Source organism: Desulfovibrio sp. 86 (assembly GCF_902702915.1).
GTDB lineage: Bacteria > Desulfobacterota > Desulfovibrionia > Desulfovibrionales > Desulfovibrionaceae > Desulfovibrio.
The window spans coordinates 2,705,875-2,731,543 of sequence record NZ_LR738849.1 but is presented as its reverse complement, the minus strand read 5'-3'; the positions used below and the strand labels follow the sequence as shown (position 1 = coordinate 2,731,543).

Annotated in this window: 17 protein-coding genes and 1 tRNA gene; 6 read left to right on the top strand and 12 right to left on the bottom strand. The window is 57.1% G+C overall.

Annotated features, from left to right (window positions below):
• Positions 1 to 433 precede the first annotated feature (433 nt).
• From DESU86_RS11170 to DESU86_RS11160, 3 genes are all read left to right on the top strand, one after another.
• On the top strand, positions 434 to 2,491 hold the full coding sequence (locus DESU86_RS11170) for a sigma-54-dependent Fis family transcriptional regulator (protein WP_179981109.1): 2,058 nt from the start codon (positions 434 to 436) through the stop codon (positions 2,489 to 2,491).
• A gap of 95 nt (positions 2,492 to 2,586) precedes the next feature.
• Entirely contained in the window at positions 2,587 to 2,748 is a 162-nt protein-coding gene (locus tag DESU86_RS11165; protein ID WP_179981108.1) for a hypothetical protein, read from the top strand.
• A 216-nt stretch (positions 2,749 to 2,964) separates the two neighbouring features.
• The gene (locus DESU86_RS11160; protein ID WP_232088346.1) at positions 2,965 to 4,023 is read left to right on the top strand and encodes a 2,3-butanediol dehydrogenase; all 1,059 of its coding nucleotides are present in this window, start codon (positions 2,965 to 2,967) and stop codon (positions 4,021 to 4,023) included.
• 252 nt (positions 4,024 to 4,275) lie between these two features.
• Here the strand turns inward: DESU86_RS11160 and DESU86_RS11155 are convergent, their stop codons facing one another.
• The 11 genes from DESU86_RS11155 to ftsH all read right to left on the bottom strand — a co-directional run bounded on the left by DESU86_RS11155 (position 4,276) and on the right by ftsH (position 18,732).
• On the bottom strand, positions 4,276 to 5,463 hold the full coding sequence (locus DESU86_RS11155; RefSeq protein ID WP_179981106.1) for an MBL fold metallo-hydrolase: 1,188 nt from the start codon (positions 5,461 to 5,463) through the stop codon (positions 4,276 to 4,278).
• A gap of 258 nt (positions 5,464 to 5,721) precedes the next feature.
• Positions 5,722 to 6,462 (bottom strand): OmpP1/FadL family transporter, encoded by a 741-nt coding sequence (locus DESU86_RS14645; RefSeq protein ID WP_269474316.1) that lies wholly within the window; start codon positions 6,460 to 6,462, stop codon positions 5,722 to 5,724.
• The gene (locus DESU86_RS14640) at positions 6,422 to 6,982 is read right to left on the bottom strand and encodes an OmpP1/FadL family transporter (RefSeq protein WP_269474315.1); all 561 of its coding nucleotides are present in this window, start codon (positions 6,980 to 6,982) and stop codon (positions 6,422 to 6,424) included. Before DESU86_RS14640 ends, DESU86_RS14645 begins: the two co-directional genes overlap by 41 nt.
• A gap of 195 nt (positions 6,983 to 7,177) precedes the next feature.
• Positions 7,178 to 9,562, bottom strand: a complete 2,385-nt coding sequence (priA, locus tag DESU86_RS11145) for a replication restart helicase PriA (protein WP_179981105.1) — start codon at positions 9,560 to 9,562, stop codon at positions 7,178 to 7,180.
• Between the two features lie 581 nt (positions 9,563 to 10,143).
• On the bottom strand, positions 10,144 to 11,016 hold the full coding sequence (gene galU, locus DESU86_RS11140) for a UTP--glucose-1-phosphate uridylyltransferase GalU (RefSeq protein ID WP_179981104.1): 873 nt from the start codon (positions 11,014 to 11,016) through the stop codon (positions 10,144 to 10,146).
• A 150-nt stretch (positions 11,017 to 11,166) separates the two neighbouring features.
• Positions 11,167 to 12,519 (bottom strand): phosphoglucosamine mutase, encoded by a 1,353-nt coding sequence (glmM, locus tag DESU86_RS11135; RefSeq protein WP_179981103.1) that lies wholly within the window; start codon positions 12,517 to 12,519, stop codon positions 11,167 to 11,169.
• Positions 12,520 to 12,579: 60 nt separating this feature from the next.
• Positions 12,580 to 13,512 (bottom strand): CdaR family protein, encoded by a 933-nt coding sequence (locus tag DESU86_RS11130; RefSeq protein ID WP_179981102.1) that lies wholly within the window; start codon positions 13,510 to 13,512, stop codon positions 12,580 to 12,582.
• Entirely contained in the window at positions 13,499 to 14,230 is a 732-nt protein-coding gene (cdaA, locus tag DESU86_RS11125; RefSeq protein ID WP_442873490.1) for a diadenylate cyclase CdaA, read from the bottom strand. Before cdaA ends, DESU86_RS11130 begins: the two co-directional genes overlap by 14 nt.
• Positions 14,231 to 14,334: 104 nt before the next feature.
• Entirely contained in the window at positions 14,335 to 15,747 is a 1,413-nt protein-coding gene (locus DESU86_RS11120) for a GGDEF domain-containing protein (RefSeq protein ID WP_179981101.1), read from the bottom strand.
• 34 nt (positions 15,748 to 15,781) lie between these two features.
• Positions 15,782 to 16,657: a dihydropteroate synthase gene (gene folP / locus DESU86_RS11115; RefSeq protein WP_179981100.1), complete on the bottom strand. Its 876-nt coding sequence runs from the start codon at positions 16,655 to 16,657 to the stop codon at positions 15,782 to 15,784.
• Positions 16,657 to 18,732, bottom strand: a complete 2,076-nt coding sequence (gene ftsH, locus DESU86_RS11110) for an ATP-dependent zinc metalloprotease FtsH (RefSeq protein WP_179981807.1) — start codon at positions 18,730 to 18,732, stop codon at positions 16,657 to 16,659. Before ftsH ends, folP begins: the two co-directional genes overlap by 1 nt.
• Before the next feature lie 248 nt (positions 18,733 to 18,980).
• Between ftsH and DESU86_RS11105 the strand changes: the two genes are divergently transcribed.
• Positions 18,981 to 19,074, top strand: a tRNA-Sec gene (locus DESU86_RS11105).
• 615 nt (positions 19,075 to 19,689) lie between these two features.
• The gene (locus DESU86_RS11100; RefSeq protein WP_179981099.1) at positions 19,690 to 21,318 is read left to right on the top strand and encodes a phytoene desaturase family protein; all 1,629 of its coding nucleotides are present in this window, start codon (positions 19,690 to 19,692) and stop codon (positions 21,316 to 21,318) included.
• A gap of 131 nt (positions 21,319 to 21,449) precedes the next feature.
• On the opposite strand, the gene DESU86_RS11095 is transcribed toward DESU86_RS11100, so the two are convergent.
• On the bottom strand, positions 21,450 to 23,537 hold the full coding sequence (locus DESU86_RS11095; RefSeq protein WP_179981098.1) for a methyl-accepting chemotaxis protein: 2,088 nt from the start codon (positions 23,535 to 23,537) through the stop codon (positions 21,450 to 21,452).
• Between the two features lie 613 nt (positions 23,538 to 24,150).
• On the opposite strand from DESU86_RS11095, the gene DESU86_RS11090 reads away from it, so the two are divergent.
• Positions 24,151 to 25,380, top strand: coding sequence for an MFS transporter (locus tag DESU86_RS11090; RefSeq protein WP_179981097.1), 1,230 nt, complete (start codon positions 24,151 to 24,153; stop codon positions 25,378 to 25,380).
• Positions 25,381 to 25,669 lie beyond the last annotated feature (289 nt).

Below are 25,669 nucleotides of genomic sequence, written 5' to 3'. Positions count from 1 at the left end.
CACTACCCCCGATCCGGCCCATCCATTTGCTGCTCTTGTCCAAGTGGTGCAACTCTGATGCCATCTTATAACATACTAAAATTTAATATAATTTTATTCAGCACCACCAATACACAGTTAAAGTGTTCAAAAATGGAACATTTTTACATGACAACATACCAAATACAGGACACTTCAATATAAAAACATGACATAATTCTGCCATGATAGTTGTGGTTATCTAGTAAAATCCTGTGAATACCCTATTCATTTTTTCAAAATACTAAGGTATTACTTACCCCAACTAGATTTGTTCCAGCGTACACAGAACCGTCACATGCGGTGGGCCTGTCCGGCCATCCTGGCAGGGCGCGTGACGGTCACGCGGAACAAGCCACAATGCGGTCATCCGCAGGCGGTTTACGCCACATGAATGCGGCAAGAGGAGAAGGGTATGTACGTATTGCAGCGCAATGGTGATGTTTTTGAAATGCGGCAGGAACCCAGAGGAACATCCAAATCCCCACGCCCCGGACTTTTGCTTGGCGGCGGCTCCTCAAGCGGCAAACAGAGGCGAGATGTATGGGAAACATTCATCAGAACGGGCCATATTGACGACCCCACACTTCCCCAGCCCATCGCCGCATCCTGGCAGCGTTGCCGCGACATGGGCGTAGACCCCCTTTCGCCCCGGTGTTGCGAGTTCACGCCCATGACGCAGATAGAGCCTCTGGCCGATATTTATGCGGACCTGGCGGCGGATGTGGAGCGGCAGATATATGATCAGATAAAGCAGCGGGGCCTGCTTATTACGGTGGCTGACGCCGAGGGGCGCATCCTGCGCACCTGTGGCAGCAAGGACGTTCTGCTGGAGGCCGACCGCCTGCATTTCGGGCCGGGGGCCGTGTGGTCTGAACTCAGCGTGGGCACCAACGCCATCAGTCTGTCCATTAATGACGGCACGCCAGCCCAGGTCATGGGAGTGGAACACTTTTGCAACAGCCACCAGTCCTGGGGCTGTTCGGCGGCTCCCATTTTTACGCCATTTGGCGACCTGTGGGGCTGCTTTGACATTTCCGGCCCCACCAGCGCCGACCACAGCCATGCCCTGTGGCTGGTCATGGGCGCTGCCCGCGAGATTGAGCGCCTTCTGCTCAACGCCTCGCTGGCCAATATGGAAAACAAGTCGCGCAGCCTCTTGAACACCCTGTTCAGTTCCATGCCCATAGGCATACTCATGGTGGACGATGAGGGCCGCATAAGCTACGCCAATACCCTCGCCGCCCGCATGTTGCGCTATGCCGGCGATCTGCGCGACTGCCGGGCCGACATGTTTTTCGGCAGCCCCGCGCCCGCGCACTGGCGGCAGAACAATGTCGAAAGCGTGCCGCTGCGCTGCACGACAAACCCGGAACTCAGCGCCCAGATCGTGTCATTTATGGCCAGCGGCACTGAAAACCGCCATTCCATAATTACCTTGCAGGCCGAGGCCCCGCGCGTTCTGCCGACGCCCGCCCGGCGAAGCCACCGCGAAGAGCCCCGCCCCTTTGGCGACATCTTGTACCGCAGCGAAAAAATGGCCAGCGTTGTGGCCAGAGCCCGGCATATGGCCCAAAGCCCGGCAGCCATACTGCTGTACGGCGAAACCGGCACAGGCAAGGAGCTTTTCGCCAGGGCCATCCACCAGGCCAGCGCACAGGCTGACGGCCCCTTTGTGGCAGTCAACTGCGGCGCCCTGCCCCGCGAGCTTATCCAGAGCGAACTTTTTGGCTATGAAAAAGGCGCGTTTACCGGCGCGTCGGAAAAAGGCCGCCCCGGCAAGTTTGAACTGGCTGAAAAAGGCACGCTTTTTCTGGATGAAATATCGGAAATGCCCCTGGAGATGCAGGTCAACCTGCTGCGCCCGCTGGAAGAGCGCTGCGTGACACGTGTGGGCGGCAAACAGAACATCAAGGTGGACTTCAGGCTTATCACGGCCACCAACCGGGATCTCGACCAGCTTTTGACCTCGGGGAGTTTTCGCCAGGATCTTTTTTACCGCATCCATGTGCTGGCGCTTGAGATTCCCCCCTTACGCGAGCGCAAGGACGACATCGGCCTCATTGCGGAATACCACTGCCGCCGACTGTGCTGCAACTACAACCAGCCTTTTGGCGGCCTTTCTGCCGAGGCCCTGCGCATCATGGAAGACTACGCCTGGCCCGGCAACGTGCGCCAGCTTGTGCACAGCATGGAATTTGCCGTCAATATGTCCCAGGGCGGCTGTATCCTTCCCGAACACCTGCCCGCCACCCTGCATGCCCGGCATGAGCCGCTGGCCGCTGGCGGCTGCGACTGCACCATGGCCGCCCTCCCCCGCATGACGGAGTTCAACCTGGGCAGCATTGAGGCCCACGCCATCAAGGCGGCCCTGGCCCACTACAAGGGCAACATGCTGCAAGCGGCCAAGGCCCTGGGCATAGGGCGCAACACCCTTTACGCGAAACTGCGCAAAATAGATCACTGCAACTGATCCCGCCGATCCGCCATCTTTTTTTGCTGACTGCTCCCCGATTTTCTGCTCCGCCCGGAATCTTGCACAATGGAATTCCGGGCGGAGGGGCGTATATGCTGTTCCATACCCGCACAGCACAGGCCGTATTGTGTTCGGGCATGGAACAAAAATTGTGCACCTGGTATGACAATCGACATGTGCTTTTTTTCCCTATCAAGGAAGCACGCCACCTCCCGGCCCAATTGCGAAAAATCCGCGCCAACGGCCATCTTTAGAGCATTTTAGCATTGAGAACATCCCTTCTCAATGCTTCCAAGACGCCCGCTTCGGTGCGTAACAGCGCAAATAAATTGCGCTTACGCCTCTGCGGCGGGCGTCTGCTCCCGCATCCGCCAGAGCGATTTCAAACTGAAATCGCTCTAAGGCACGACCTGTGCAAATGAAAGGGCATCATACACCCTTTTACGAGAGAGGTCGTTATGGCAGAGAGCATGCAAGCCGCAGTATGGCACGGCAAAAAAGATGTGCGGGTTGAAACGGTGCCTCTTCCTTCCCCCCCGGCCCCCGGCTGGGTGCAGGTGAAGGTTGAGTGGTGCGGCATTTGCGGGTCTGACCTGCATGAGTACCTGGCCGGCCCCATCTTTATTCCTGTGAACGCCCCCCACCCGCTCACCGGCAAACAGGGAAGCGTCATTCTGGGTCATGAATTTACCGGCAAGGTTGTGGCCGTTGGCGAGGGCGTCACCGAGGTCAAGGTCGGCGACATGGTGGCCCCCGATGCCTGTCAGCATTGCGGCGAATGCCAACCCTGCCGCGAAGGGCGCTACAACGTCTGCGAAAAACTGGCCTTTACCGGCCTGCATAATGACGGAGCTTTTGCCTCTCTTGTGAACGTGCCCGCCGAATTGTGCTACGTTCTGCCCAAGGGCGTCAGCGCCGAAGCCGGAGCCGTCATGGAGCCGCTGGCCACGGGCTTCAAGGCCGTGCGCATGGCTGGCAGCATATTGGGGCTTAACGTGGTTGTGCTCGGCGCGGGCACCATCGGCCTTGGCACCATTATGGCCGTCAGAGCCGCAGGCGCGGGCAAGATCATTGTGGTGGAAATGTCCAAGGCGCGCATTGAAAAAGCCAAGGAATGCGGGGCGGACGTCATCATCAATCCCAAGGAATGCGACCCGGTGGCCGCCATCAAGGAAATCACCGGCGGTTCAGGCGCGGACGTATCCTTTGAGTGCATCGGCAACAAGATGACCGGCCCTCTGGCCATTGACGTTCTTCGCAACACGGGGCTGGCTATTATTGTGGGCATTTTTGAAGAACCCAGTTCCTTCAACTTTTTCAGCCTCAGCGGCACCGACAAGCGCGTCATGGGCACCCTGGCCTACACGCTGGACGATTTCAAAGGCCTGGCCGCTCTCATGGCCAAGGGCATCATCAGGGCTGAAAATCTCATTACCGGCAAGATTGAGCTCAAGGACATACTCGATAAAGGCTTTCTGGAGCTCATCAACAACAAAGACCAGCATATCAAAATTCTGGTACGCCCCTGAGCGCGTTAAAGCCTTTTACCTTTGAAAAAAGGGGACATTGCTCCAAGGCTGCACCTTCGTGCAGCCTTGGAGCATTTACATTTTTTGAAAGCTAAAGGGCTCTAGGGGCTGTTTCTAAATTAATGATTTTGCGCCAAGGGCAAGGAAAAAGCCTTTTTTACGAAAGGAGTGTACTTTTGCGGTACATGACGAGAGTAAAAAATGGCCTTTTGACGCAGCCAATTGGACAAAAGAATTATTTAGAAACAGTCCCTAGGCCAGCAATGCCTTTACAATGGCCTCACTTTTATCAAGATCCTCTTTTTCCGGGTTCCATTGAGAACGTATGTTTTCGTCCACAACCTGAAAGCCCGCCTTGGCGAGTTCTTCACGCAGCACCTTGTTGCCTTCGCCGCTCCAGCCATAGCAGCCGAACACTGCGGCCTTCTTATTTTTGAACTTCAATGACGCCAGGAAGTGCAACCAGCCAGCCACACTGGACAAAATGGTGCTGCTGACCGTTGGGGACCCTACGGCTATGGCACGGGACTTGAGCACCTCGGTCATGATTTCATTTTTGTCTGTTTTGGAAATGTTGAAGACCTTGACCTCTGTATCGGGGCTGAGCTTTCCGGCCTGCTCCGCAATGGCGTGCGCAAGCCGCGTGGTGCCCTCCCACATGGTGTCGTAAACAATGGTCAGCTGATCTTCCTGATAGTCCTGCGCCCACTGCGCGTATTTTTCGACAATCTGCATGGGCTTGTCGCGCCAAATGACGCCATGGCTTGGGGCTATCATGTCTATGGGAATGTTCAGACTGGAAATTTCTTCAAGTTTTTTAGCTACAAAGGTAGAAAATGGATTCAGGATGTTGGCATAGTATTTCATTGCCTCTTTTTCGAGCAGGCATTGATCGGCCTTGTCGTTAAAAAGACCTTCAACGGCAAAGTGCTGCCCAAAGGCGTCATTGGAAAAAAGGATATTGTCTCCCGTAAGGTAGGTCGCCATGCTGTCAGGCCAGTGCAGCATGCGCATTTCCACAAATACGAGCGTTTTTCCATTGCCTATATCAAGGGTATCGCCGGTTTTTACCACATTGAAATTCCAGCCGTGCTTTCCGTATTGCCCCTCAAGGCTTTTAACGGCATTGGCTGTGCAGTAAATGGGCAAATCCGGACGCGCCTTCATAAGCTCTGTCAGCGCGCCGGAATGGTCCACTTCACCGTGATTGGCCACCACAAAATCCAGTTTTGCAAGATCAATTTCTGACTTGAGATTTTCAATAAACTCAAAGCGATGCGGCGCCCATACCGTATCAATGAGCACGGTTTTTTCTTCTTCAACCAGATAGGCGTTCTGGCTTGAGCCATTGATGATGGAGTATTCGTCTCCGTGAAAATGCTTTAGTTCCCAGTCAATATAGCCAACCCAGCTGACATTGGCTTTTACGTGCTTTCTCATGGCAACATCATCCTTTTGGTTTCGGGTTGCGTGGCCGCCAGCGCCATCCATCATTTGAAGCGTGGGGTTGCGCCGAAATGACCTTCAACCTTTGAGAACATATCACAAAGGTAGTTTGCCCCAGTTTCACACGACTATGGCGATTGAGTAAAGCCCAAAAAAAGAATGCCCCGGTCTGACAACGCCAGATCGGGGCATTCATGATGAGTCTGAAGCGGCCTTTCAGAGCCGGTTCAAAACCGGAGAAAAGATACAAGCCTAGAAAGTATAACCTACCGAGAACATGTAAATATTGGCCTGCACATTTTCAGAGTGCCCGCCCTTGATGCCCATTGAGCGGATGCCGGAGGAACTGGTAGTGTCATAGTCCACAGGATAGATCCACAAATGGGCATAGGCCAGATCAACGGTCCAGTTGTTCCAGGTGACGCCGGTGCCAAGGCTCATGACGGTACGGCCGTTGGTGGGCATCATGTAATCACTGTAATTTTCGTTGACCACCGGGGTTTCATAGGCGACGCCAGCGCGCAGGCTCCACCAGTCCAGAGGCTTGTACTCGACGCTGCCGTTGAAATTCCAGCCGTCACGCCATTCCTTGTTGTTGACCGAGGAATAGTCGTTGCCCATGTTGATGTTCAGGGCATTGTAGGTGGACCAGCGGGTAAAGACCGTGCCCACTTCAAAACTCAGATTTTCCAGTGGCTTATACGAAAGCCCCCAGGCGATGGAATCGGGCAGCTGCAAGGTGGCGTTGGCGCTGCGGTCCCGGGCCACGGGCAGAGTGCCTGCTCGGGTAAGAAGGCTGTCGCCCTCATAGCTGAAATCCACGTCGCCATAAAGATTGAGCGTAACCTGGCTCTTGTACGACAGACCCATGGACCACTGGTCATTAAAGCGCATGTGCATGCCCAGGTGCGCGCCAACCCCCCAGCCGCTGCCTTCAAGCTGCAGATCGTTGTCAAAAGGTTTTCGTGGGAATCTTGCTGCCCCTGTAAACATGGGCGTTCATGACTTCAGCGCCCACGGACAGGGAAAGCGTATCGTTGACCTTGTAGGCCAGGGTGGGGACAAAGGAGATGGTTTTCAGGCCGATGTCATACATATTGTATCTGCCGACCCAATTGCTGTCGAAGGAATTGCCCAGGCCAAAACGGCTGAAAGAGGCAAAACCCAGCCAGACATTGTCATTGAGCTGGTGGCTGACAAAGCCATGCGGGGCCAGCCACACATCGGGCTTGGTGGAGGTATACTTTGTCCCGCCTGCGCTCATATCGGACACAATGGTGCCCATGGGCGCGATGAAGGCCAGGCCACCCATAACATGAGTGCCGGGCACCTGGGTTATGCCCGCCGCGTTGTAGGCGAGGGTGGAAACATCGTCGGCGCGCCCGATAAGGCCGCCAGCAAGGGACACGCCGCGCGCGCTCCATTCATTGAGCGCGAAACCCTCGGCCCGGACAGTGGCCGAACAGCAGAAAACCAGCGCCAGCACCAGCGCCAATGCGCGAAAAACCTTCATCCTCCCCCCTCATGGCCTTGGGCCGCAACGGCCTGTACTCAAGAAATCACCAGACGCCGCCAGACAAGCCGTCGTCGCCAACGGTTTGAATTTGCCCTCAGACGGGCGCGGACAACACTGGATAAACGGCCGTCCTGTTTCCCGGTACGGGAAGACGGCCTGCCCCACTAACAGCCTGCAAAATGCAATTGCCATTCACAACATATTTACAGGATCAAGGTCAAGAAAAAGTCGTAGGTTTTTGGTAGATTTTTGTGTTGAGGCAAAAAAATACAGGGCGCGTATGGCCTGCCAATCCTGCCCTTTCACAAGGCAGGAATACCGGCGGCGGCCCCGCAGCAAGGCCAGAGGCGCAGGGGCGGGCCCCAGCAGTTGCAGGCCAAGCTCCGCCGCCCGGCCGCGCATGGCGGCGGCCAGATCGCTCAGGGCAGCCGCGCCGCCGCTGTCCTCCACCGCGTGGGAAATGCGGATGAGCGCCAGACGCACAAAGGGCGGATACTTCCGCAGTTTGCGACGGGCCAGCTCGGCGGCGTAAAAGCCCTCATAATCGGCCTCGCGCACGTATTGCCAGCAGTAGTGGTTCACATCGCGCGTCTGGATAAGAACCTGTCCGGCCTTGTCGCCCCGCCCCGCCCTGCCGGACGACTGCACCAGCAACTGGAACGTGCGCTCTGCCGCGCGGTAGTCGGGCAGGTTGAGCCCGAGATCGCCGTCCGCGATGACCGCAAGGGTCACGTTGGGAAAGTGGTGTCCTTTGGAAAGCATCTGCGTGCCCACAAGAATGGGGGATTCCTGCCGGGCAAAGGCCGCCAGAATCTCTTCCATCCGCCCCGGACGCCGTGTGCTGTCCCTGTCCAGGCGCAGCACAGGCCCGCCTGCCAGCACGCTCAGGCGTTCGGCCAGACGCTCTGTGCCCTCGCCCATGGGCAGAAAATTCATGCCCTTGCACTCCGGGCAGGGAGACGGAAATGGCCGGGAGTAGCCACAATAGTGGCAGACCAGCTTTTCGCGTCCCTTATGGTAGGTCAGCCCTATTTCGCAGTGCGGGCAGCGCAGTGTGCGCCCGCAGTCAAGACAGTACATGAGCGGGGCATAGCCACGGCGGTTGAGCAGAACCACAGCCTGCTCTCCCCTGCTGATGACCGCCTGCAGGGCCTGCTCGCTCTGCGGGGCCAGAAGTCCGCCCTCTGCCGTGGCGGCGGGTGAAAGCAAACTGATGTCCACCAGCTCAACGGGGGGCAGGTCGCGCCCGCCCACGCGCCGGGGCAGACGCAGCACGGGCAGCAAACCGCTTTCCGCTGCATGAAATGTTTTCAGATCGGGCGTGGCCGATCCCAGCACCAGCAGGCCGTGGGCCTGGGCCATGCGAAACCAGGCCACTTCCTTGGCCTGGTAGGCCAGGCTCTCGTCCTGCTTGAAGGAAGCGTCATGCTCTTCGTCCAGCACCACGCAGGCAAGATGCGGCACAGGCAAAAACAGGGCCGAGCGCGTGCCCACCACAAGGCAGGGCTCCTGCCGGGCCGCCAGCTGCCTGTACGTCGCCTCACGCCGGGCCGGTGACTGATAGCCGTGATGGAAAAAAAGCGGAACGTCCGGCAAGGCGCAACTGGCGTCCCGCCGCAGCTTATAGGCCAACGCCACTTCAGGCGCGAGCAGGAGCACGCTTTTGCCCGCCGCCAGACACGCGCGGGCCAGATCAAGATATACGGCGGTTTTGCCGCTGCCCGTCACGCCATAGAGCAGACGCGAAGCCGCCCGTTTTTCCCTCTGGGCAGCCTCAAGCGCGGCTGTCATGTCGCTCAGGGCCGCTGCCTGATCGTCATTGAGGGTAAAGGGGGCTGGCGGAGGCGGCAAAAGGCTTTGCTCCACGGCCTCCACTTCATCTTCGAGGTCCTGCCGCGTCAGCGCAACGTGCCCCGCAGTCAACAGCGACTGCAAGGGCGCGCCGACGCCCTGCCCCAGGGCGCGGGTGAGGTTGCGACGGCTCACGGCCCCGTGCTCGAGCAGATATTCCAGCAGCTCAATCTGTCGTGACGCCGAAGGGCGCACTGGCCAGGGCGGGTCCACACGCAGGACGCAAAATTCTTCGCTGGCAGCGTCTGATCCCGGGGGCAGCAGCCTTGCCGCGCCCTGGGCCAAAGCCTGCGCAAGCTCGCGCCGCGTGGCGTCATCCGCCCCTCGGATGCGGGCCAGCGGCCATGAGGCCGCGCCCTTTTCATGCAGGAGCCGCAGCCGTACCCGTGTGAGACGCAGGCCCTGCGGCAGCGCATGGCCAAGGATATGCCCCGGACTCAGGGCCTGCCTGAGGGCGAGATCCTGGGCAAGGGCCAGAAGATCAGCCGTGAGCAGGGGCTGCTCCTCAAGGGGCCAGCAAACGCTCTTGCAGGCCACGCCTGCTGGCAAATCAAGACTGTCGCTGGTTTCAAGCACCACCCCCGCGCGCAGGGCGGCCTTTTCGCCCCGGCCAAGGGGTATGGCCACACGCAGGCCGGGCCGCCAGAAATCTTGGGGAAATTCCGGCGGCAGAGCGTAGCTCAAGGTGGCGTAGGGTGGACTCAGAAGAGCGATGCTGGCGTACATGTGGGGCAGAGTTAACCAATACCGGGGGGAAAGCAAGCCTCCCCCGGCCGCAAAGCTACGGTCGGGGGAGAATACCAAGGGAAACGTCGAGTTATTCCGTTTGCCGGCGTTGCGTCACTTTTTTGCAACAGTCGAGGATAGAAGAGTCCACTCCTGCTTCAAAAAAAGAGCGCTCCTTGCCAAACGAAACAACTGCGCGTTTCCAAAGAGCTCTTTAATCAGTGCTTCCCAAAGGGACGATCGTTTATCGGGCGGCGTGCTGCAGGCTGCGCAGTGCCCCAGGCGGCGGGCTGTACCCGCCAGAGCCTTTCAATTTTGAACCGCTCTGGAGCTATATACACCACACCAAAAGTTTTAGGGGGTGGGGGCGTGGGGGAGGAGACCCTTTTACAAAAGGGTCCCTCCCCCACAAAGCGTCTCAACGTAACGCTGTCTAGACAGTGTCGTCACGAGATGAATTTCCAGTCATATCAAGGAGAACGAACCTTTTATGCAGGGAGTGTACTCTGATGGTACTCGACCGGAATAAAAGGCGAAGTTCGACGCAGAAATAACTGGAAAGGCTCTCCTGATGACGCTGTCTAGTGAAACTGGACAAAATTCTTGAGCAAATTCAGCAAATCGTAGCGCAGTTCTTCATCCTGAAGGGCGAAATAAATATTGGCCGTCAAGAATTCGGCCCAGTCGCCAGCGTCAAAGCGCATGCCCGACATGCGCACCGCCATCATGCCCTTGTCCTGAGCCAGAGCCTGAAGGGCATCGGTCAACTGAATTTCACCGCCATGACCAGGGGTGACTTTTTCAAGATAGTCAAAAATATCGGGCGTAAGCACGTAGCGTCCCACAATGGCCATGCGTGAGGGCGCTTTGTCCCTGGTGGGCTTTTCCACCATGCTCTTGACCCTGAACACGCCGGGGGCCACTTCATCACCGTCGATGATGCCGTAGCGGCTGACCTTTTCCCACGGCACTTCCATCACGCCAATGACGGGCATTTTTTCCGCCATGGCCACGTCGATAAGCTGCGCGATGCCGGGCACGCCGCCGAACATGAGGTCATCGCCCACCATGACGGCAAAGGGGTCGTCACGCACAAGCTCACGCGCGCAGAGCACCGCATGTCCAAGGCCAAGCTGCTTTTTCTGGCGCACGGACATGATGTTGACCATTTCAGCCACTTTGCGCACTTCGGCAAGCTTGTCCAGCTTTCCGGCGCGTTCCAGCACGGACTCCAACTGCAGGTTGTAATCAAAATGGTCTTCAATAACGCTCTTATCACGGTTGGTTACAAAGATCACGTCCTGGATATTGGCCTTCTGGGCCTCCTCAACCACATACTGGATGACGGGCTTGTTGTAGATGGGCAGCATTTCCTTGGGAATATTCTTGGTCGCGGGCAATGAACGCGTGCCCCATCCGGCAACGGGAATAATAACCTTGCGAATATCCTTCATGCGCGCCTCCGCTGTTTGTTTAGCTTGCTATATATTCTGTCAAAACCGGAACGGATGCAATAACCCAGGTGCAGCGGCACGGATCATTGGGATACGCGCCGCAACGGATGCGCCGAACGTGTTAAGAAAATTTCTCGACGCGCATGGGCTTTAACGCAACTCGCGCGCAACCACCTGCGCCAGATCTTCGGCATATTCCCGCACTTTGTCCGCATTTTCGCCTTCCACCATCACACGGCAGAGGGCTTCAGTGCCGGAGTAGCGCAAAAGCACCCTGCCGCGCCCGCCCAGTTCCTTCTCCACCCGTGCCACGGCTTCGCCAATGGCCGGACGTTCCTCGAAGGGCAGACGCTTTTCAACCCGCACGTTGATGAGCTTTTGCGGAAAGGGCGTCAGCAGGCCAGCCAGTTCGGAGAGCGGGCGCTCTTTTTCGCGCATGATGCGCAGTATCTGCAGGGCGGCCAGCAGGCCGTCGCCCGTGGTGCTGTACTTGTGGAAAATAAGGTGCCCGGACTGCTCGCCGCCGAGCATGGCTCCTTCACGGCGCATGGATTCCATGACGTACCTGTCGCCCACCTTGGTGCGCAAAAGTCGGCCGCCGTGCTCACTCATGAAGATTTCCAGGGCCATATTGCTCATGGCTGTGGCCACCAGCAGATTGCCTGGCAACTCGCCCCTGGCCATCATGGCCTGAGCGCACAGGGCCATGAGCTGGTCGCCGTCCAGAATGACGCCGCGCTCATCCACAACAATAAGACGGTCGGCATCGCCATCCAGCGCCAGACCGATGTCTGCCCGCACCTCGCGAACCTTGGCGGCCACCACTTCAGGGTGGAGCGAGCCGCAATGCTCGTTGATATTGGTGCCGTCAGGACTTGTGCCGATGCGAAAGACCTCGGCCCCCAGCTCTTCCAGAGCCAGAGGGGCGACCTTGTAGCTGGCGCCGTTGGCGCAGTCCACCACAATGCGGAGGCCGGACAGCGTCAGATGCGCCGGAAAACAGCTCTTGGTATACACGATATACCGACCGCCGGCGTCCTCGATCTTGGTGGCCCGGCCCACGCCACGGGAATCGGGATAGGGCCAGGAAAAGCCCTCGTCCAGCACCATGGCGGAGATTTCATCCTCGGCCAGGTCGGGCAGCTTGTAGCCGTCGGCGTCAAAAAACTTGATGCCATTGTCGTGAAAAGGATTGTGCGAAGCCGAGATAACCACGCCAAGGTCGGCCCGCATGCTGCGCGTCAAAAACGATATGGCGGGCGTTGGCAGCGGCCCGGTCATGATGACCTGCATACCCGCCGCGCACAGACCGGCCGTGAGGGCTGATTCGAACATATAGCCCGAAAGCCGTGTATCCTTACCGATAACCACCTTGTGCTGATGCTGCCCCCGCCGGAAGCGCACCCCGGCGGCCAGACCCAGGCGCAAGGCCACATCCACGGTCATCGGATAATTGTTGACCGTGCCGCGCAAACCATCGGTGCCGAAAAGACGATCGGCCATGCCATCTCCTTCTGGCCGCAAAGCGGCCTCCAACCCCCTGCAACCTGCCGGGAGGCCGGGCTATTTTTTCTTGCGGCTTACCGTAACTTCTTCTGTGCCAGGGTTCAAGAGCGTCATGCCTTCCGGCAGGCGAAAGCGTATCTCAACCTTACGGCTCTCCCCTTCAGCCATATCGGGCGGGCTGACCGTAGCTTCCAGCTGCTTGAGGTACTGGACGTTTTTGACCAGAGCCTCCGGCACCTCAACGTGCACGCTGACTTCCGCTGGCGTCACCGTGAACTGACGGCGGTTTTCAGCCAGAACTTCCACCTTGCAGATCCGCGTCACTCCAGCGCGGCCGCTTGTGATGCTGTACTGCACCTTGACCGTCGGCGGTATGGGGGTGACAAGCCCTGGCGTGTCCAGCGTAACCACCTGCTGCACGGTGGTGCCGGCGGCCTTGGGGTCCGCCTGGATGGGCACGGGCACGCTGGCAATGTCTTCCACCACGGCCTCAGGGCCGCGCAAAATGACGTTGGCCGGAGTAACGCTGACGTTTTCCACCGTCAGCGCGCCGTTGCTCAGGGACGAACCCACCGCGACGCGCACAGGCACCGAGCGCTCTATGAGGTTGTCAGCCTTAACCACAATGCGCGGCGGCTGTACGTCAATGAGCTCAAAAGCGCGGAAACCCGGCCCCAGGTGTTCAGCGGTCAGGGGCACCACAGTGACGCCCTTTTTGAGATGGGAAAGGTCAACAGCCTGAATCATCTTGCCCTGCGTCACCGACCGCAACAGGGTTTCCGGCCCGCGCAGGCGAATCATCACCTTGTTTATGAGGCCATCGGTAATCACAAGATTGGCCGGTATGCCGTAGTAGTCCAGGGTGACTTCAAGCTGGGCTTCAACGCGCTCACGCACGCTGACCACGTACCACATGCTCACGGCGGCCAGCACGGCCACCAGCATGGACATAAGATGCGGCGAACGCCGGGAAGACCTAGAGGACTTCATTGAGAACCTCACGCAAACGGGCCGCATCCAGGGCGCGCATAAGTTCGCCCTTCATGGCCACAGAAATTTCGCCCCGTTCTTCTGACACCACTATGGTTACGGCGTCCGTTTCCAAGGTCACTCCGAGAGCCGCCCTGTGACGGGTGCCGAAGCTCTGCCCCTTGGCCTCGGCCAGGGGAAGGATACAGGCGGCGGCCATGAGCCTGCCCTTGCTGATGACCACTGCGCCGTCGTGCAGAGGGGCTTTGGGATAAAAAATGTTCATGAGCAGCTGCCGAGAAAGCTGCGCGTCAATGCGCACGCCTTCACGCTTGATCATATCGCCAAGGCGCATGCTGCGCTCAACCACAATAAGCGCGCCCACACGCAGGCGGGCCATTTCCACGCAGGCCATGACCACTTCTTCCACTCCGTCCTTCAGAAGCTGCTTTCGGCGGAACAGACGTCGTGTGCCCATTTCGCCCAGAGCCTGCCGGATATCGGATTGAAAAATGACCACGATAAGGATGAAAAGGGAGCTGAAGATGTGCTGCAAAAGCCAGTTCAGCGTATACAGCCCCATGGCCTTGGCAAAAAAGAACAAAAGGGTCAGCACGCCAAGGCCGGTCAGCACAGCCAGGGCGCGTGAACCGCGCACCAACTGGATAAGCTGGTACAAAAGCACGCTGACCACGCCTATATCCAGAAGATCGCGCCATTCAATGGGTATATTGTCCAGCACCGTTTATGATCCTTGACCTGAAGATATCAGAGCTTGTGCGGCCGCGCCCCCTGGTCATGACGCCGGGCGGTTCGGCCTTCTGTTTTTCACACTTTCTCGCCTCAACGGCAGCCTGCGGCGCAGCCCTGCCGGGCGACCTGCCGCGTGTGCCGCCGACGGCGTTCCTTATCCAGATACATGGCCTTGTCGGCCCGTGAGAGCAGCTCGTCGAGCGTTTGCCCGTTTTCAGGATACCCTGCCCTGCCCACGCTGAAAAGGATAGACTCGGGCAGCCCCTCATGGGGCAGGCCCCTTGCCAGAGTAGCGGCGGCCCTGTCCAGCCCGGCAGTCATCTGCACATCTGTGTCTGTGCTGAACAGCACCAGAATGAATTCGTCGCCGCCCATGCGGGCAAACACGCTGCCTTGCGGCGCAACGGACTGTATGACAGCCGCGAAATGTTGCAATACTCGGTCGCCAGCGTTATGTCCATAGGTATCATTAATATCTTTAAAACGATCTAAGTCCAGGTAATACAAGATGAATTTTTTATCTTGTCCTTCCGCCGCACGGGCCGCCATGGTATGAAAAAGTCCGCGTCTGTTGAAGGCGCCGGTAAGCGTGTCGTTATACACCATTTCTTCAAGGCGGCAGTGGGCCTCAGCCAAATCACGGTTTTTCTGGGCAAGCGAGGCAAGCAAAAGGCTGAGCAGCGTGGCGGAAAAAATATAGAACCAGTTTTCAAAAAACCCGTGCCATGGTTGATTATAGGAGATTCGAAGCTGCCAGTTGGCGTCAAATATCTGCAAGGGCATGTTCAGATGCGGCGCGTCTTCATCAAAAGGGCGGGCGCTGGCGGCAATGGGCCTCCACGCATCTTTGTGGCGATCAAAGCTCAGGATATCATAGCTCAGGCCCTGCTTTTCGATGAGGCCAAGATTGGCGACATCAAGCAGTTGTGGAAAACTGAGCGCAATGAAGGCCGTGCCCCAGAACTGCCCCTGATGGGCGTCATCCTTCAAAAACACCGGCAGAATCCCCACCAGCGCCGTCGTGCCGTCAGGCAGCTGCAGCGGGCCGAACACGCTGATGCCATTATGGTCGTGAGAGGCGGCAGAGGCTTCGCCATACGGGAAGTCGAGCAGATTCATCCCCAACAGGGCTTCATGCCCCTTCAGGGGATACACATGGGATATGACACCGGCTGGAGCCAGCGCCAGGACATCCGTGCTTCTGGTATGGGCCAGATACCGGGCAACGTCGTCAAAGTCGGCCACGTGCCCGTCGCTATGGACAACAAGAGCGGCCAGGGCCCGCGTTTTGAACAGCAGACCGGAGATATCCCCCTTTAGATCATCCCTTTGCGCCAGGATGATATTTTCCAGACGGGAGAACTCCACCTGCGCCTGGCGCTGCACGAGAAAAAACACCGCCACCAGGCAGCAGCACAGGCTCGTCACAAATACCGCCAAAAAGGTTCCGGACTTTCGCACGGCATCGAAGGGTGTTTTTGAAGGACGTCGGGCGCATGCCATGCTTTTACCCTGTTTGCGCAAGAATTGGCAGGGATTATGCTCCACCAAAGGCTGTGGCCACCGCAAGCGCCTGCCTGGCGTCAGCCACATGGTGCACCCTGTGCCAGAATATGCCCCTGGCCCGCAAAAGCGCCGTGGCAGCCACAGTGGCGGCCCCACGACGCGCCGGCGGCAAAGACAGCAGCCCGCCAAAGACCGACTTCATCGACAAGGCCATGAGCACGGGCCTTCCAAAGCCGAGCCAGTCTTCGGGGTGAGCCAGCAGTTCGAGATTGTGCGCCAGGGTTTTGCCAAAGCCTATACCGGGATCAAGCACAATGCGATCTTCCGGCAGCCCTGCCCGTACCAGCCGTGCGAGGTTGCGCTCAAAGAATTCCCGAACCTCACGCCGGACATCCTCGTAGCGCGGATTATGCTGCATGGTCTCCGGGCGTCCCTGGCTGTGCATAAGCACATAGCCCGGTTTGTACTGCACAAGCACGTCCAACAGACCGGGATCAAAGGCGCAGGCTGAAATGTCATTGATTATGACCGCGCCCTGCTCCAGAACAGCGGCAGCCGTGGCCGCATGGTAGGTATCGACAGAAACGCTTGCCCAGGGGGCCTGGCGGCGCAATCCCATAAGCACGGGCGCAAGACGCTGTATTTCTTCATCCGGCGGCAATTCGGCAGCGCCTGGCCGTGAGGATTCCGCGCCAAGATCCAGAATATCCGCGCCCTGCTCGAGCAGGGTCAGGGCATGCTCAAGACCGGCGGGCGGCATGTGATGCACGCCCCCGTCGTAGAAGGAATCTGGCGTAAGATTGACAATACCCATAACGCCAAAGGGGGAAGGCGTCTTTAACGCCCGCCCCCCCTTAACGTACCAGGTTGCGTCCTCTACCGACGCCGCCGGGAATGCATTTTTCATTACTGCTGTCGCTTGTTGTCGTCTTTTTCGCCCTGACCTGCGGCTTCTTGGGGCCGGGATTCTCCGCCCCCGGCCGATGTGGGCGCTTCATGCGGCGCGACGGAACCGTCCACCGGGTCAGGTTCAAGAGTAAACTCGGCAGGCTTGCTGGCGGAAGCGCCCGTGGAAGTTCCTGCGCCAGCGTCAGCGGCAGCTTCGGCGCTCTTGCCCTTGCCGTTGCCCTTGCCGGGACGGCTCGGCGCTTCGGAATACTTCATGGGCTTGCCATTGGTATCCAGAGGCGGCAGTTCCTTGTCTTCCAGCAGAAGATCAAGCTCTTCGCCCGTGATGGTTTCGCGGTCAAGCAGGGCCTGCGCAATGCGGTGCAGCACTTCCACATTGTCCTTGAGCAGTTCTGTGCAGCGTGAGTGAGCTTCATCCACAATGCGCTTGACTTCGGCGTCAACCAGGCGCGCGGTGCTTTCGCTGAAGTTCTTGTTCTGCACCCATTCGCGCCCGATAAAGACTTCTTCGCCGGTTTCGCCGATGGCCAGCGTGCCCACAGCCTCGCTCATGCCCCACTCGCATACCATCTTGCGGGCCATACGCGTGACGCGCTCGATGTCGTTGGAAGCGCCGGTGGTGATATCATCAAAAATAAGCTCTTCAGCCACCCGGCCGCCCAGCAGCACCACAAGGGTATTGCGCAGATACGAGCGCGAATAGCCGTGGCGGTCTTCTTCGGGCAGTTGCATGGTCACGCCAAGGGCGCGCCCACGCGGGATGATGGTGACCTTGTGCACCGGATCCGCCCCGGGCAGCAGGCGGGCCGCCAGGGCGTGACCACCCTCATGATAGGCGGTGATGCGCTTTTCGTCATCGGACAGGATAAGGCTGCGACGCTCGCGGCCCATGAGCACCTTGTCCTTGGCGTATTCAAAATCGTGCATGTCCAGTCTGTCCTGATTCAGCTTGGCGGCCTGCAAAGCCGCTTCGTTGACCAGGTTTTCCAGGTCAGCACCGGAGAAACCGGGCGTGCCGCGCGCCAGAACGTCAAGATCCACGTCGCCAGACAGGGGCGTGCGCTTGGTGTGCACCTCAAGGATGCGGCGCCTGCCACGCAGATCGGGCGTGGGCACGACCACCTGACGGTCGAAACGGCCGGGGCGCAGCAAGGCCGGGTCCAGCACGTCGGGACGGTTGGTGGCGGCAATGAGGATGACGCCCTCATTGCTTTCAAAGCCGTCCATTTCAACCAGCATCTGGTTCAGCGTCTGCTCGCGTTCGTCGTGCCCGCCGCCGAGCCCGGCTCCACGCTGACGGCCCACGGCGTCAATTTCGTCGATAAAGATAAGGCAGGGGGCATTTTTTTTGCCCTGCACAAAAAGGTCGCGCACGCGCGAAGCGCCCACGCCCACAAACATTTCCACAAAGTCCGAGCCGGAAATGGAAAAGAAGGGAACCCCCGCCTCACCGGCCACGGCACGCGCAAGAAGGGTCTTACCCGTACCGGGAGGCCCCACGAGCAAAACGCCCTTGGGAATGCGCCCGCCAAGGCGGGTAAACTTTTTGGGATTGGACAGAAATTCCACAACTTCAGCCAACTCGTCCTTGGCCTCATCAATCCCGGCCACATCGGCAAAAGTGACCCGTACACTGTCCTGACTGAGCATACGCGCTTTGGAACGGCCAAAATTCATGGCCTTGCCGCCGCCGCCCTGCATCTGGCGCATAAAGAAAATCCACACGCCCACAAGAAGCAGCATGGGGAACCACGAAACCAGCAGGGTCATATACCAGGGCTGTTCTTCAGGCGGCTCTGCCTTGACTTCCACCTTTTTTTCAATAAGGCGGTTGACGAGCCCCAAATCCTGCGGAGCATATGTCTGAACAGTTTTGCCGTCTGATGTTTTACCTGTAAGCGTGTGGCCCTGCATCGTAACGGACAGTATCTGCCCGCCTTCCACCTGATTCAGAAAGTCTGAATAAGGCACCCTTTGCATTACGCCCTGCGGCTGCTGGAACATATTAAAAAGCATAACCATCGCCAGGACGATAATAGCCCATAGCATCAGGTTGCGACTCATCTGGTTCAACATTGCCTCCATTACGTTTTCCGCGCGCAGCAACGCACGGCCAGGACCCGAACATAGGCCCACGCAAGCAGAGAAATACTACCTGCGCATAGCCGCTGTCAAATGGACGGATTCCACGTTCACCGGCACACCCTTTTTTCACATATAATGCCTGCTTATGGTTTGGCAATGGCAAAAAGACTCTTTGAAATATCACCCCTGCCACTTGCGGGGTTTTTCATTTTCGCTTATCATACAGGATATTACGCGGAGACGTTTCGTCACCGGTGTGGCGCCCGGTCTTCAAAACCGGTGGCAGGCTTTACGGTCTGTGGTAGGTTCGACCCCTATACGTCTCCGCCAAACGCTGCTTTTGCAGTCATCGGGCTGATACAGGCCAAGCCCCGCAAAGCTGTTTGGCCTATCCGTTTTATCCCGTTTATTTTTATAATCCATCCAAGAGATCACCACCCCTTTGAGCCTCTGCTTAAAGGGGTATTTTTTTGCTTTTTGCCAGGTATCACCCAGGCCAGTGACCGCCCTGCCCACTCTCCGCTCATCCCTTGCCCAGGCATCCTGCTTGCCGCTCTCTTGTAGCTGCGTCCTGCATGCCTGTAACAGTCCATGGGCTCTTGCTTTTGCTTTTCTTCACAAAAATAAAATGAATATTCTTTTGTATGTTCTTGCATACAGACATCATGAACAGTAATTTTTCAACTGTACACTTTATAACAACATTTTTTTAACAATTGTACGCGCGCATAATATCTGCATTTTAAGCACACAAATCAATATTTATAATATAACTATATTTTTTTGCATACAATGGTGTTATGCACCATCAAAAGATAATTTTATTTTTAGAAAATACCTCTTATAACATACTATTTTTATAATATATTTACATATCTCAGAACGTTGACATGCCACGCATTTCTTATACCCTACGACCATACCAATATTATGCTAGGAGTTATTATGGACAGAAGATTTTTCCTTCAATTATCCGCCATTGCAGCTGCTAGCTCATTGGTAGGATGGGAATTCGCAGGAGCAGCCCCCAAACCGGAAGACGGCGTCTACGATGCCATTGTTGTAGGAGCGGGATTGGGAGGATTGACCTGCGCCGGCTACCTGGCAAAAAACGGATTCAAGGTACTGTTGCTTGAACAGTATGAGGTGCCCGGGGGCTATGCCACGTCTTTTCTGCGCGGGTCGGACAAAGGCGATTTTTTGTGCGAGGTGTCTCTACATTCTTCCGTACTCGCCGCTGGAGACACCAAGGCGCTATTGGAAGACCTCGGCATCTGGAACAAGCTGGAATTGCTCGACCATCCGCACGCATGGTCTTCACGGTTTCCTGGCCTGTCGGTGGATATTCCCGCCAAATGCGGTCTTAAAGGATTTGAACGGCAAATGGCGGACATGTTTCCGGCCGAACGCCAGGGGCTGACTGCCTATTTTGCGATGTGGCAACGGGTCATGGATGAATGTGCAGCTCTGGAAAAAGGGCTGTCCGCATCGGACGAAGCGCGCTTTCCGCAATTATTTCCCACCCTGTGGGACATCAGGGACAAGACGGTGGGCCAGCTTTTGGACAAACACATACATGACCCCCGGCTCAAGGCGCTTCTGGGGCAGAGCTGCAGCTACTACGGGCTGCCGCCTTCGCGTCTCTCGGCTTTCTATTACCTTGATCCCACGGGCGACTATATTGAAAACGGCGGTTCCTATATCAAGGGCACGTCGCAGTCATTGTCAAACGCTCTGGCCAAGGTCATCACGGATGCCGGCGGCGAGGTGCGCTATGGCGCCAGGGTAGAATCCATAGCGCTTGCCAATGGAAAAGCGACAGGGGTCAAAACCGCCGACGGACGGGAATTCAAGGCAAAGTCCGTGGTCTGCAACGCCAGCGCGCCGCAGGTTTTCAACAAGCTCCTGCCGCAGGGAAGCGTCGCCAAAGAATATGCCGACAAGCTGGATACCTATACCTTCAGCCCCGGCAGCGTCATTGTGTGGCTTGGGCTTGACCGGGACATTACCAAACAATTCCCGCATCCCGAAGTTTCCTACTACGCCAGCCTGGACCTGGACGCCAATTTCAAAGAAGCCATGCAGGCCCATTTTGACAAGTCAGGCTTTTCGCTCATGGTGTACGACAATCTTGAGCAGGGATTTTCCCCTGAGGGATGCTCGAGCCTAAGCATAGTGGCCAGTTGCTCATATGACGTGTGGAAGGAAATGGAGGCGGACTATCTGGCGGGCAACAGCCCCGCCTATACCAAAAAGAAACAGGAATTGACCGACCTGCTTATCGCTCAGGCCGAAAAACTGGCCATTCCCGGTCTTTCCAGCATGATCATCATGAGCGAAAGTTCCACGCCATTGACCAATTACCGCTTCACGCTCAATACTGGTGGCGCGCTCTATGGGTACAACCAGAGTATTGACAACTCCTTCATGACCCGTTTGCCCAACAAAACAAAGGTGCCGGGCGTGTATCTTGCCAGCGCCTGGGGTTCGCCGGGCGGGGGTTACGGTGGCGCGCTGCTTGGCGGCAAGGCGGCCTTCAAGGAAGTGACGGACTATTTGTCCCAACAGGGCTAGCAACACGGCAAGCACTTCATTTTCGGAGCAAACCGGAAGCGGGCGAGCCTGCTTCATCCTCGGGGCACAAATATGGAAAGGGCGCTGTTAAGCGCCCTTTCCTTTCTATCTTTCTTCGCCACTTTTCAATCTTATACCGAGCTTGATTTTTTCATTTCTTCCATCAGGCCATTGAGCACGTCAGCCTGGGTGGAAACCTCCTGCACGGCCTTGGCAGACTCGTGCATGATGTCAACCACTTCACCGGAGATGCCGTTGATATTCGTCAGCGAGCGGTTAATTTCCTCGGACGTGGCGGACTGCTGCTCGGCGGCCGTGGCAATGGCGTGCACCTGATCAGCCGTGACGTCAGCCATGCTGACGATTTCCTGCAAGGCTGTGCCCGACAGGTTGACCAGGCGGGTCGCCTCTTCGATGGAGACCACAGCCTCATCCATCTGACTGGTGCTTTCTCTTGCCGAAGCCTGGATGGCCGCGATTGTCCGGCCCACCTCCGTGGTGGAGGCCATGGTTTTTTCCGCCAGCTTGCGCACCTCGTCGGCCACAACGGCAAAGCCCCGTCCGGCGTCGCCAGCGCGGGCCGCCTCAATGGCGGCGTTCAGGGCCAGCAGGTTTGTCTGGTCCGCGATGTCGGAAATGACGCCCATAATCTGTGTGATGCCCTTGGCGTCATCATCCAGTTGCGCCATATTCTGACGCAGCTTGAGCGATTGCTGACGCACGGTTTCCATGCTGTTAATGGCGTCATGCACAACGGAAGCGCCGCTGCCCGCCTTTTCACGGGTGGCGCCGGAGGCGTCGGATGCCTGCCCCGCGTTTCGGGCCACTTCCAGCACGGTGGCGTTCATTTCTTCCATGGCGGTTGCGGTTTCTGTAATATGCGAGGCCTGCTTGCCCGCTCCGCGTTCAGCCCGAAGCACGTGCCCCTCAAGCGTCTGCGTGGTTTCGCCCATGGCTTTCACCACACCCTCAAGCTGGGCCGCCGCCGCCAGCATGCCTTCGGCCTTGGCCCGCTCGGCCCTGATCTTGGCCTCTTCGGCCTGCCCCATGGCCACATGGGCTTTTTGCGATTCTTCATGGGCGCGCTGGCTGGCCTGTTCGGACTGGCGCAGCATCTTTTCCAGATTGGCGATCATTATATTGAGGGCCGTGCACAAGGCCCCCAGTTCGTGCCGCATGCCCGTGAGCTGCGGCACGTCCAGCCTGCCGGAGGCAACCTCGTTGGCGTAATTGATGAGCGTCCTGATGGGCCCATTGATGGAGCGTATGACCAGAACAACCATAAGCAGGATCAGCAGCACCGCACTGCCCATGACACTATACAGACGGGTGAGCGTGGCGGATGCCTGCGCATAAGTCTGGTTCATGTTTTTTTCCAGAGCGGCGAACTCTATATCGCGTACGCTGGCCATGGCATCAATGATCGACGTCATGTTCTTGAAGAAGACCGCGCCGGAAACACCAAAATTGCCTTCACCGTAGTGGGCCAGCACGGCATAAAATGCCTTGTCGGCGTCCTGCCAGGGCTGGGAGTTTTGCATGGCGGTCAGGATTTGCCGCCCTTCGGGCGCCAGAACCATTGTTTTGGAAAAAACATTGGCATCCATCTGGGCCTTGAGCGCCACCAGGCGCTGGAAGGTTTCCAGCGTTATGCCCTTGTCTGCGGTGAGCACGCCGGAAAGAGCGGCGCGCAACCGGCCAGCGCTTTCTTTGGCGCTTTCCAGAAGCTCCACCGTGGTGAATGTTTTGTCGATGCCGAGAAAACTGCGCAGATTGGCAACGGTTTTCTCATGTTCCAACAGACGGGCAATGAGCGCGCCATAGGCAGCCAGCAGATCCGCGGTATTGCCGCCCTGCTCCACCTTCTGCCGTACGGCCGCCACCTCTTTGAGCGTGGCATTGAAATCCTGTGCCTGATCGGCACTCAGGGAAGCGGCGCTGATGACTGCGGGCAGTTCGGTAAGAATGGCATCCACCTGCTCACGCTGCCTGTCCATGTCGCTTCTGCTCGCGCCAGCCCGAAAGGCGTTGGTCAGGCCACGCTCTTTCTGCAGTTCGTGGATGAGACGCGAAACGGGAATAAACAGGTCAATATTGTGCCTGATTTCAACAATGGTACTTTTTTCATTGCTCCAGATGCGGGCGTACATGACGCTTAAAACCAGAAAGGCCAGCAAAGGAACGCAACTGATGCACAAAAGCTTATGTGAAATTTTCATATTTTCACCTTAAAGAAAGTATTTATTTCCAAATCGGTCGATTCTTTTAAAGGATTAGAGGCTTCAATAAATAGCAGGGACCTTCCTGCACCATGTCCCTGGCCTAAAAAAATAAGACAGTCTATATAAAAACACGCAATGCGCTTTTTCATTGAAAGTGTTTTTCCACAGAGAGCTTATCACACCATACCAGATCATGAAACAATATTTTTAATACAGTAAAAAAACATGGCATTACACCATAGCATAATACTCATTTCAGTTGCGCTGATCACATGTATCCACAAAAGACCTGCCTGCAGTCGCGTTGAACAGCCCAGGTTTCCTCATGAAGGCCATTGCAAGCAATGCATAAAAACAGACGTGGCGCATACAATAACAGGCATGCATGGAAGCATGGATGCTGGCAGAATACCTGGCGGACAATTGTGAATCCAGACCCGCATACAGCTTGATAGATATGATGCTATTTACAGCAGTAGGGAGCGTATAGATAAATCAATGCTCACAGAACGAATCCCAGCATTATTTGTTGCCACCACATCTTGCGCGCCATCACCAACTGAAGTATCCTTTGCAGATAGGCTATAATGTCCCATCTACTCGAGTCCTTATGCACGCCGAATCCAAGACACGATCCCTGACCTTCCTTTCCCTGCTCTGCTTTGCACTGGCCGACGTACGTGACGGTTTGGGGCCTTTTGTTGGAGTTTTTTTGCAAGGCAAGGGCTGGCTACCGGACGAAATCGGATATGTCATGACAGCCGGAGGCCTTGCCGGTATGCTTTGCACCACCCCCCTGGGCGCGCTTGCAGACAGGGCCGACAAAAAACGGCTGCTCCTTGGCGCCACGGTTATTATGATTGTGGTGGCTTGCGGCGGCATCTTTTTATGGTTCAACACCTTTTCAGTCTGGACGTCCAGAATACTGCAGGGCGCTCTGGCAGCGGCCATTGCTCCGACCCTTTCAGGCATAACCCTGGGCATGGTCGGCCAGAAGGGCCTACCGGCACGCCTTGGCAAAAATGAGGCATGGAACCATTTTGGCAACGGCGCAACGGCTGTTCTCGGAACAGTTGTCGGCTATTACTACGGCATTCCTGGCGTCTTTTTTGTCATGGCAGTCATGGGGGTGCTCTGCATCATGTGCCTTGGAGGCATCAACCCTGCGCACATCAACAATGCAACGGCGCGCGGCCTTGAAGAAAATCAGGGAAAACCCGATGCCGCGCCCATACCCCTGCGGGCGCTTTTTTCAGACCGCGCCCTGCTGGCCATAGCAATCACCCTGGCGTTTTTTCATCTTGGCAACGCGGCCATGCTTCCCCTTCTGGGGCAATCGGCCGTCGCCCGTTTTGACGTGAATCCTGCGGCCTACACCGGGGTGACCGTCATCATCGCCCAGGTGACCATGATTGCCACCGCGCTTCTCGGAGCCTGGACAGCCCTTCGACGCGGTTATGGCATGCTGTTCTTGATTGCATTGCTGGCGCTGCCGGTGCGGGGCCTTGTGGCCGGTTTTTACGACAGCCCCTGGAGCGTTGTGCCCGTGCAGATTCTGGACGGCATAAGCAGCGGCCTGATGGGCGTAGCCACGCCCGGCATTGTGGCCAGGATCTTGCGCGGCAGCGGACACGTCAACCTGGGTCTGGGCTTCGTGCTTACCATTCAAGGACTCGGCGCGGCGTTCAGCACTACGTACGGCGGCCTGTTCGCACACTACATCAGTTACAATGCGGCGTTTTTGGCCCTGGCCGTTGCTCCGTGCATGGGCCTGGCGGTCTTTGTTTTCGCGAGCAGGCGGTACCGCTCGCTTGCGGACGCGGCCACGGCGTTCAACTGACGATCGGGGCCGATGCGGCCAAATCGAACTCGGAAAACAGCGTTCCGAAACGGTTTGCCAAGGTACACGTTGAAAGACTCGCGTACGGCAGGCAAAAAAACCTGTCTGTTCACATTTCTTGGCAGGATTGTCCTGAAAATCCTTGCAGAGCAGTTAACTCCTTTGATTCGTAAACTGCTCCAAACCCGCTAGACCTCCATAAGCCACCGCAACCATAACAAGCCAGGTGACAGGGCTGTTTATTGGCTTGCACACCCCGCGCTATCAATTTGAAACCCTGGCCCTCCAA

What these genes read in the sequence shown, in the direction of transcription:
- DESU86_RS11170 (WP_179981109.1), top strand. Translation starts at nt 434, where the DNA reads ATGTACGTATTGCAGCGCAATGGTGATGTTTTTGAAATGCGGCAGGAA.
- DESU86_RS11165 (WP_179981108.1), top strand. Translation starts at nt 2,587, where the DNA reads ATGCTGTTCCATACCCGCACAGCACAGGCCGTATTGTGTTCGGGCATG.
- DESU86_RS11160 (WP_232088346.1), top strand. Translation starts at nt 2,965, where the DNA reads ATGCAAGCCGCAGTATGGCACGGCAAAAAAGATGTGCGGGTTGAAACG.
- DESU86_RS11155 (WP_179981106.1), bottom strand. Translation starts at nt 5,463, where the DNA reads ATGAGAAAGCACGTAAAAGCCAATGTCAGCTGGGTTGGCTATATTGAC.
- DESU86_RS14645 (WP_269474316.1), bottom strand. Translation starts at nt 6,462, where the DNA reads ATGTTTACAGGGGCAGCAAGATTCCCACGAAAACCTTTTGACAACGAT.
- DESU86_RS14640 (WP_269474315.1), bottom strand. Translation starts at nt 6,982, where the DNA reads ATGAAGGTTTTTCGCGCATTGGCGCTGGTGCTGGCGCTGGTTTTCTGC.
- priA (WP_179981105.1), bottom strand. Translation starts at nt 9,562, where the DNA reads ATGTACGCCAGCATCGCTCTTCTGAGTCCACCCTACGCCACCTTGAGC.
- galU (WP_179981104.1), bottom strand. Translation starts at nt 11,016, where the DNA reads ATGAAGGATATTCGCAAGGTTATTATTCCCGTTGCCGGATGGGGCACG.
- glmM (WP_179981103.1), bottom strand. Translation starts at nt 12,519, where the DNA reads ATGGCCGATCGTCTTTTCGGCACCGATGGTTTGCGCGGCACGGTCAAC.
- DESU86_RS11130 (WP_179981102.1), bottom strand. Translation starts at nt 13,512, where the DNA reads ATGAAGTCCTCTAGGTCTTCCCGGCGTTCGCCGCATCTTATGTCCATG.
- DESU86_RS11120 (WP_179981101.1), bottom strand. Translation starts at nt 15,747, where the DNA reads ATGGCATGCGCCCGACGTCCTTCAAAAACACCCTTCGATGCCGTGCGA.
- folP (WP_179981100.1), bottom strand. Translation starts at nt 16,657, where the DNA reads ATGAAAAATGCATTCCCGGCGGCGTCGGTAGAGGACGCAACCTGGTAC.
- DESU86_RS11100 (WP_179981099.1), top strand. Translation starts at nt 19,690, where the DNA reads ATGGACAGAAGATTTTTCCTTCAATTATCCGCCATTGCAGCTGCTAGC.
- DESU86_RS11095 (WP_179981098.1), bottom strand. Translation starts at nt 23,537, where the DNA reads ATGAAAATTTCACATAAGCTTTTGTGCATCAGTTGCGTTCCTTTGCTG.
- DESU86_RS11090 (WP_179981097.1), top strand. Translation starts at nt 24,151, where the DNA reads ATGCACGCCGAATCCAAGACACGATCCCTGACCTTCCTTTCCCTGCTC.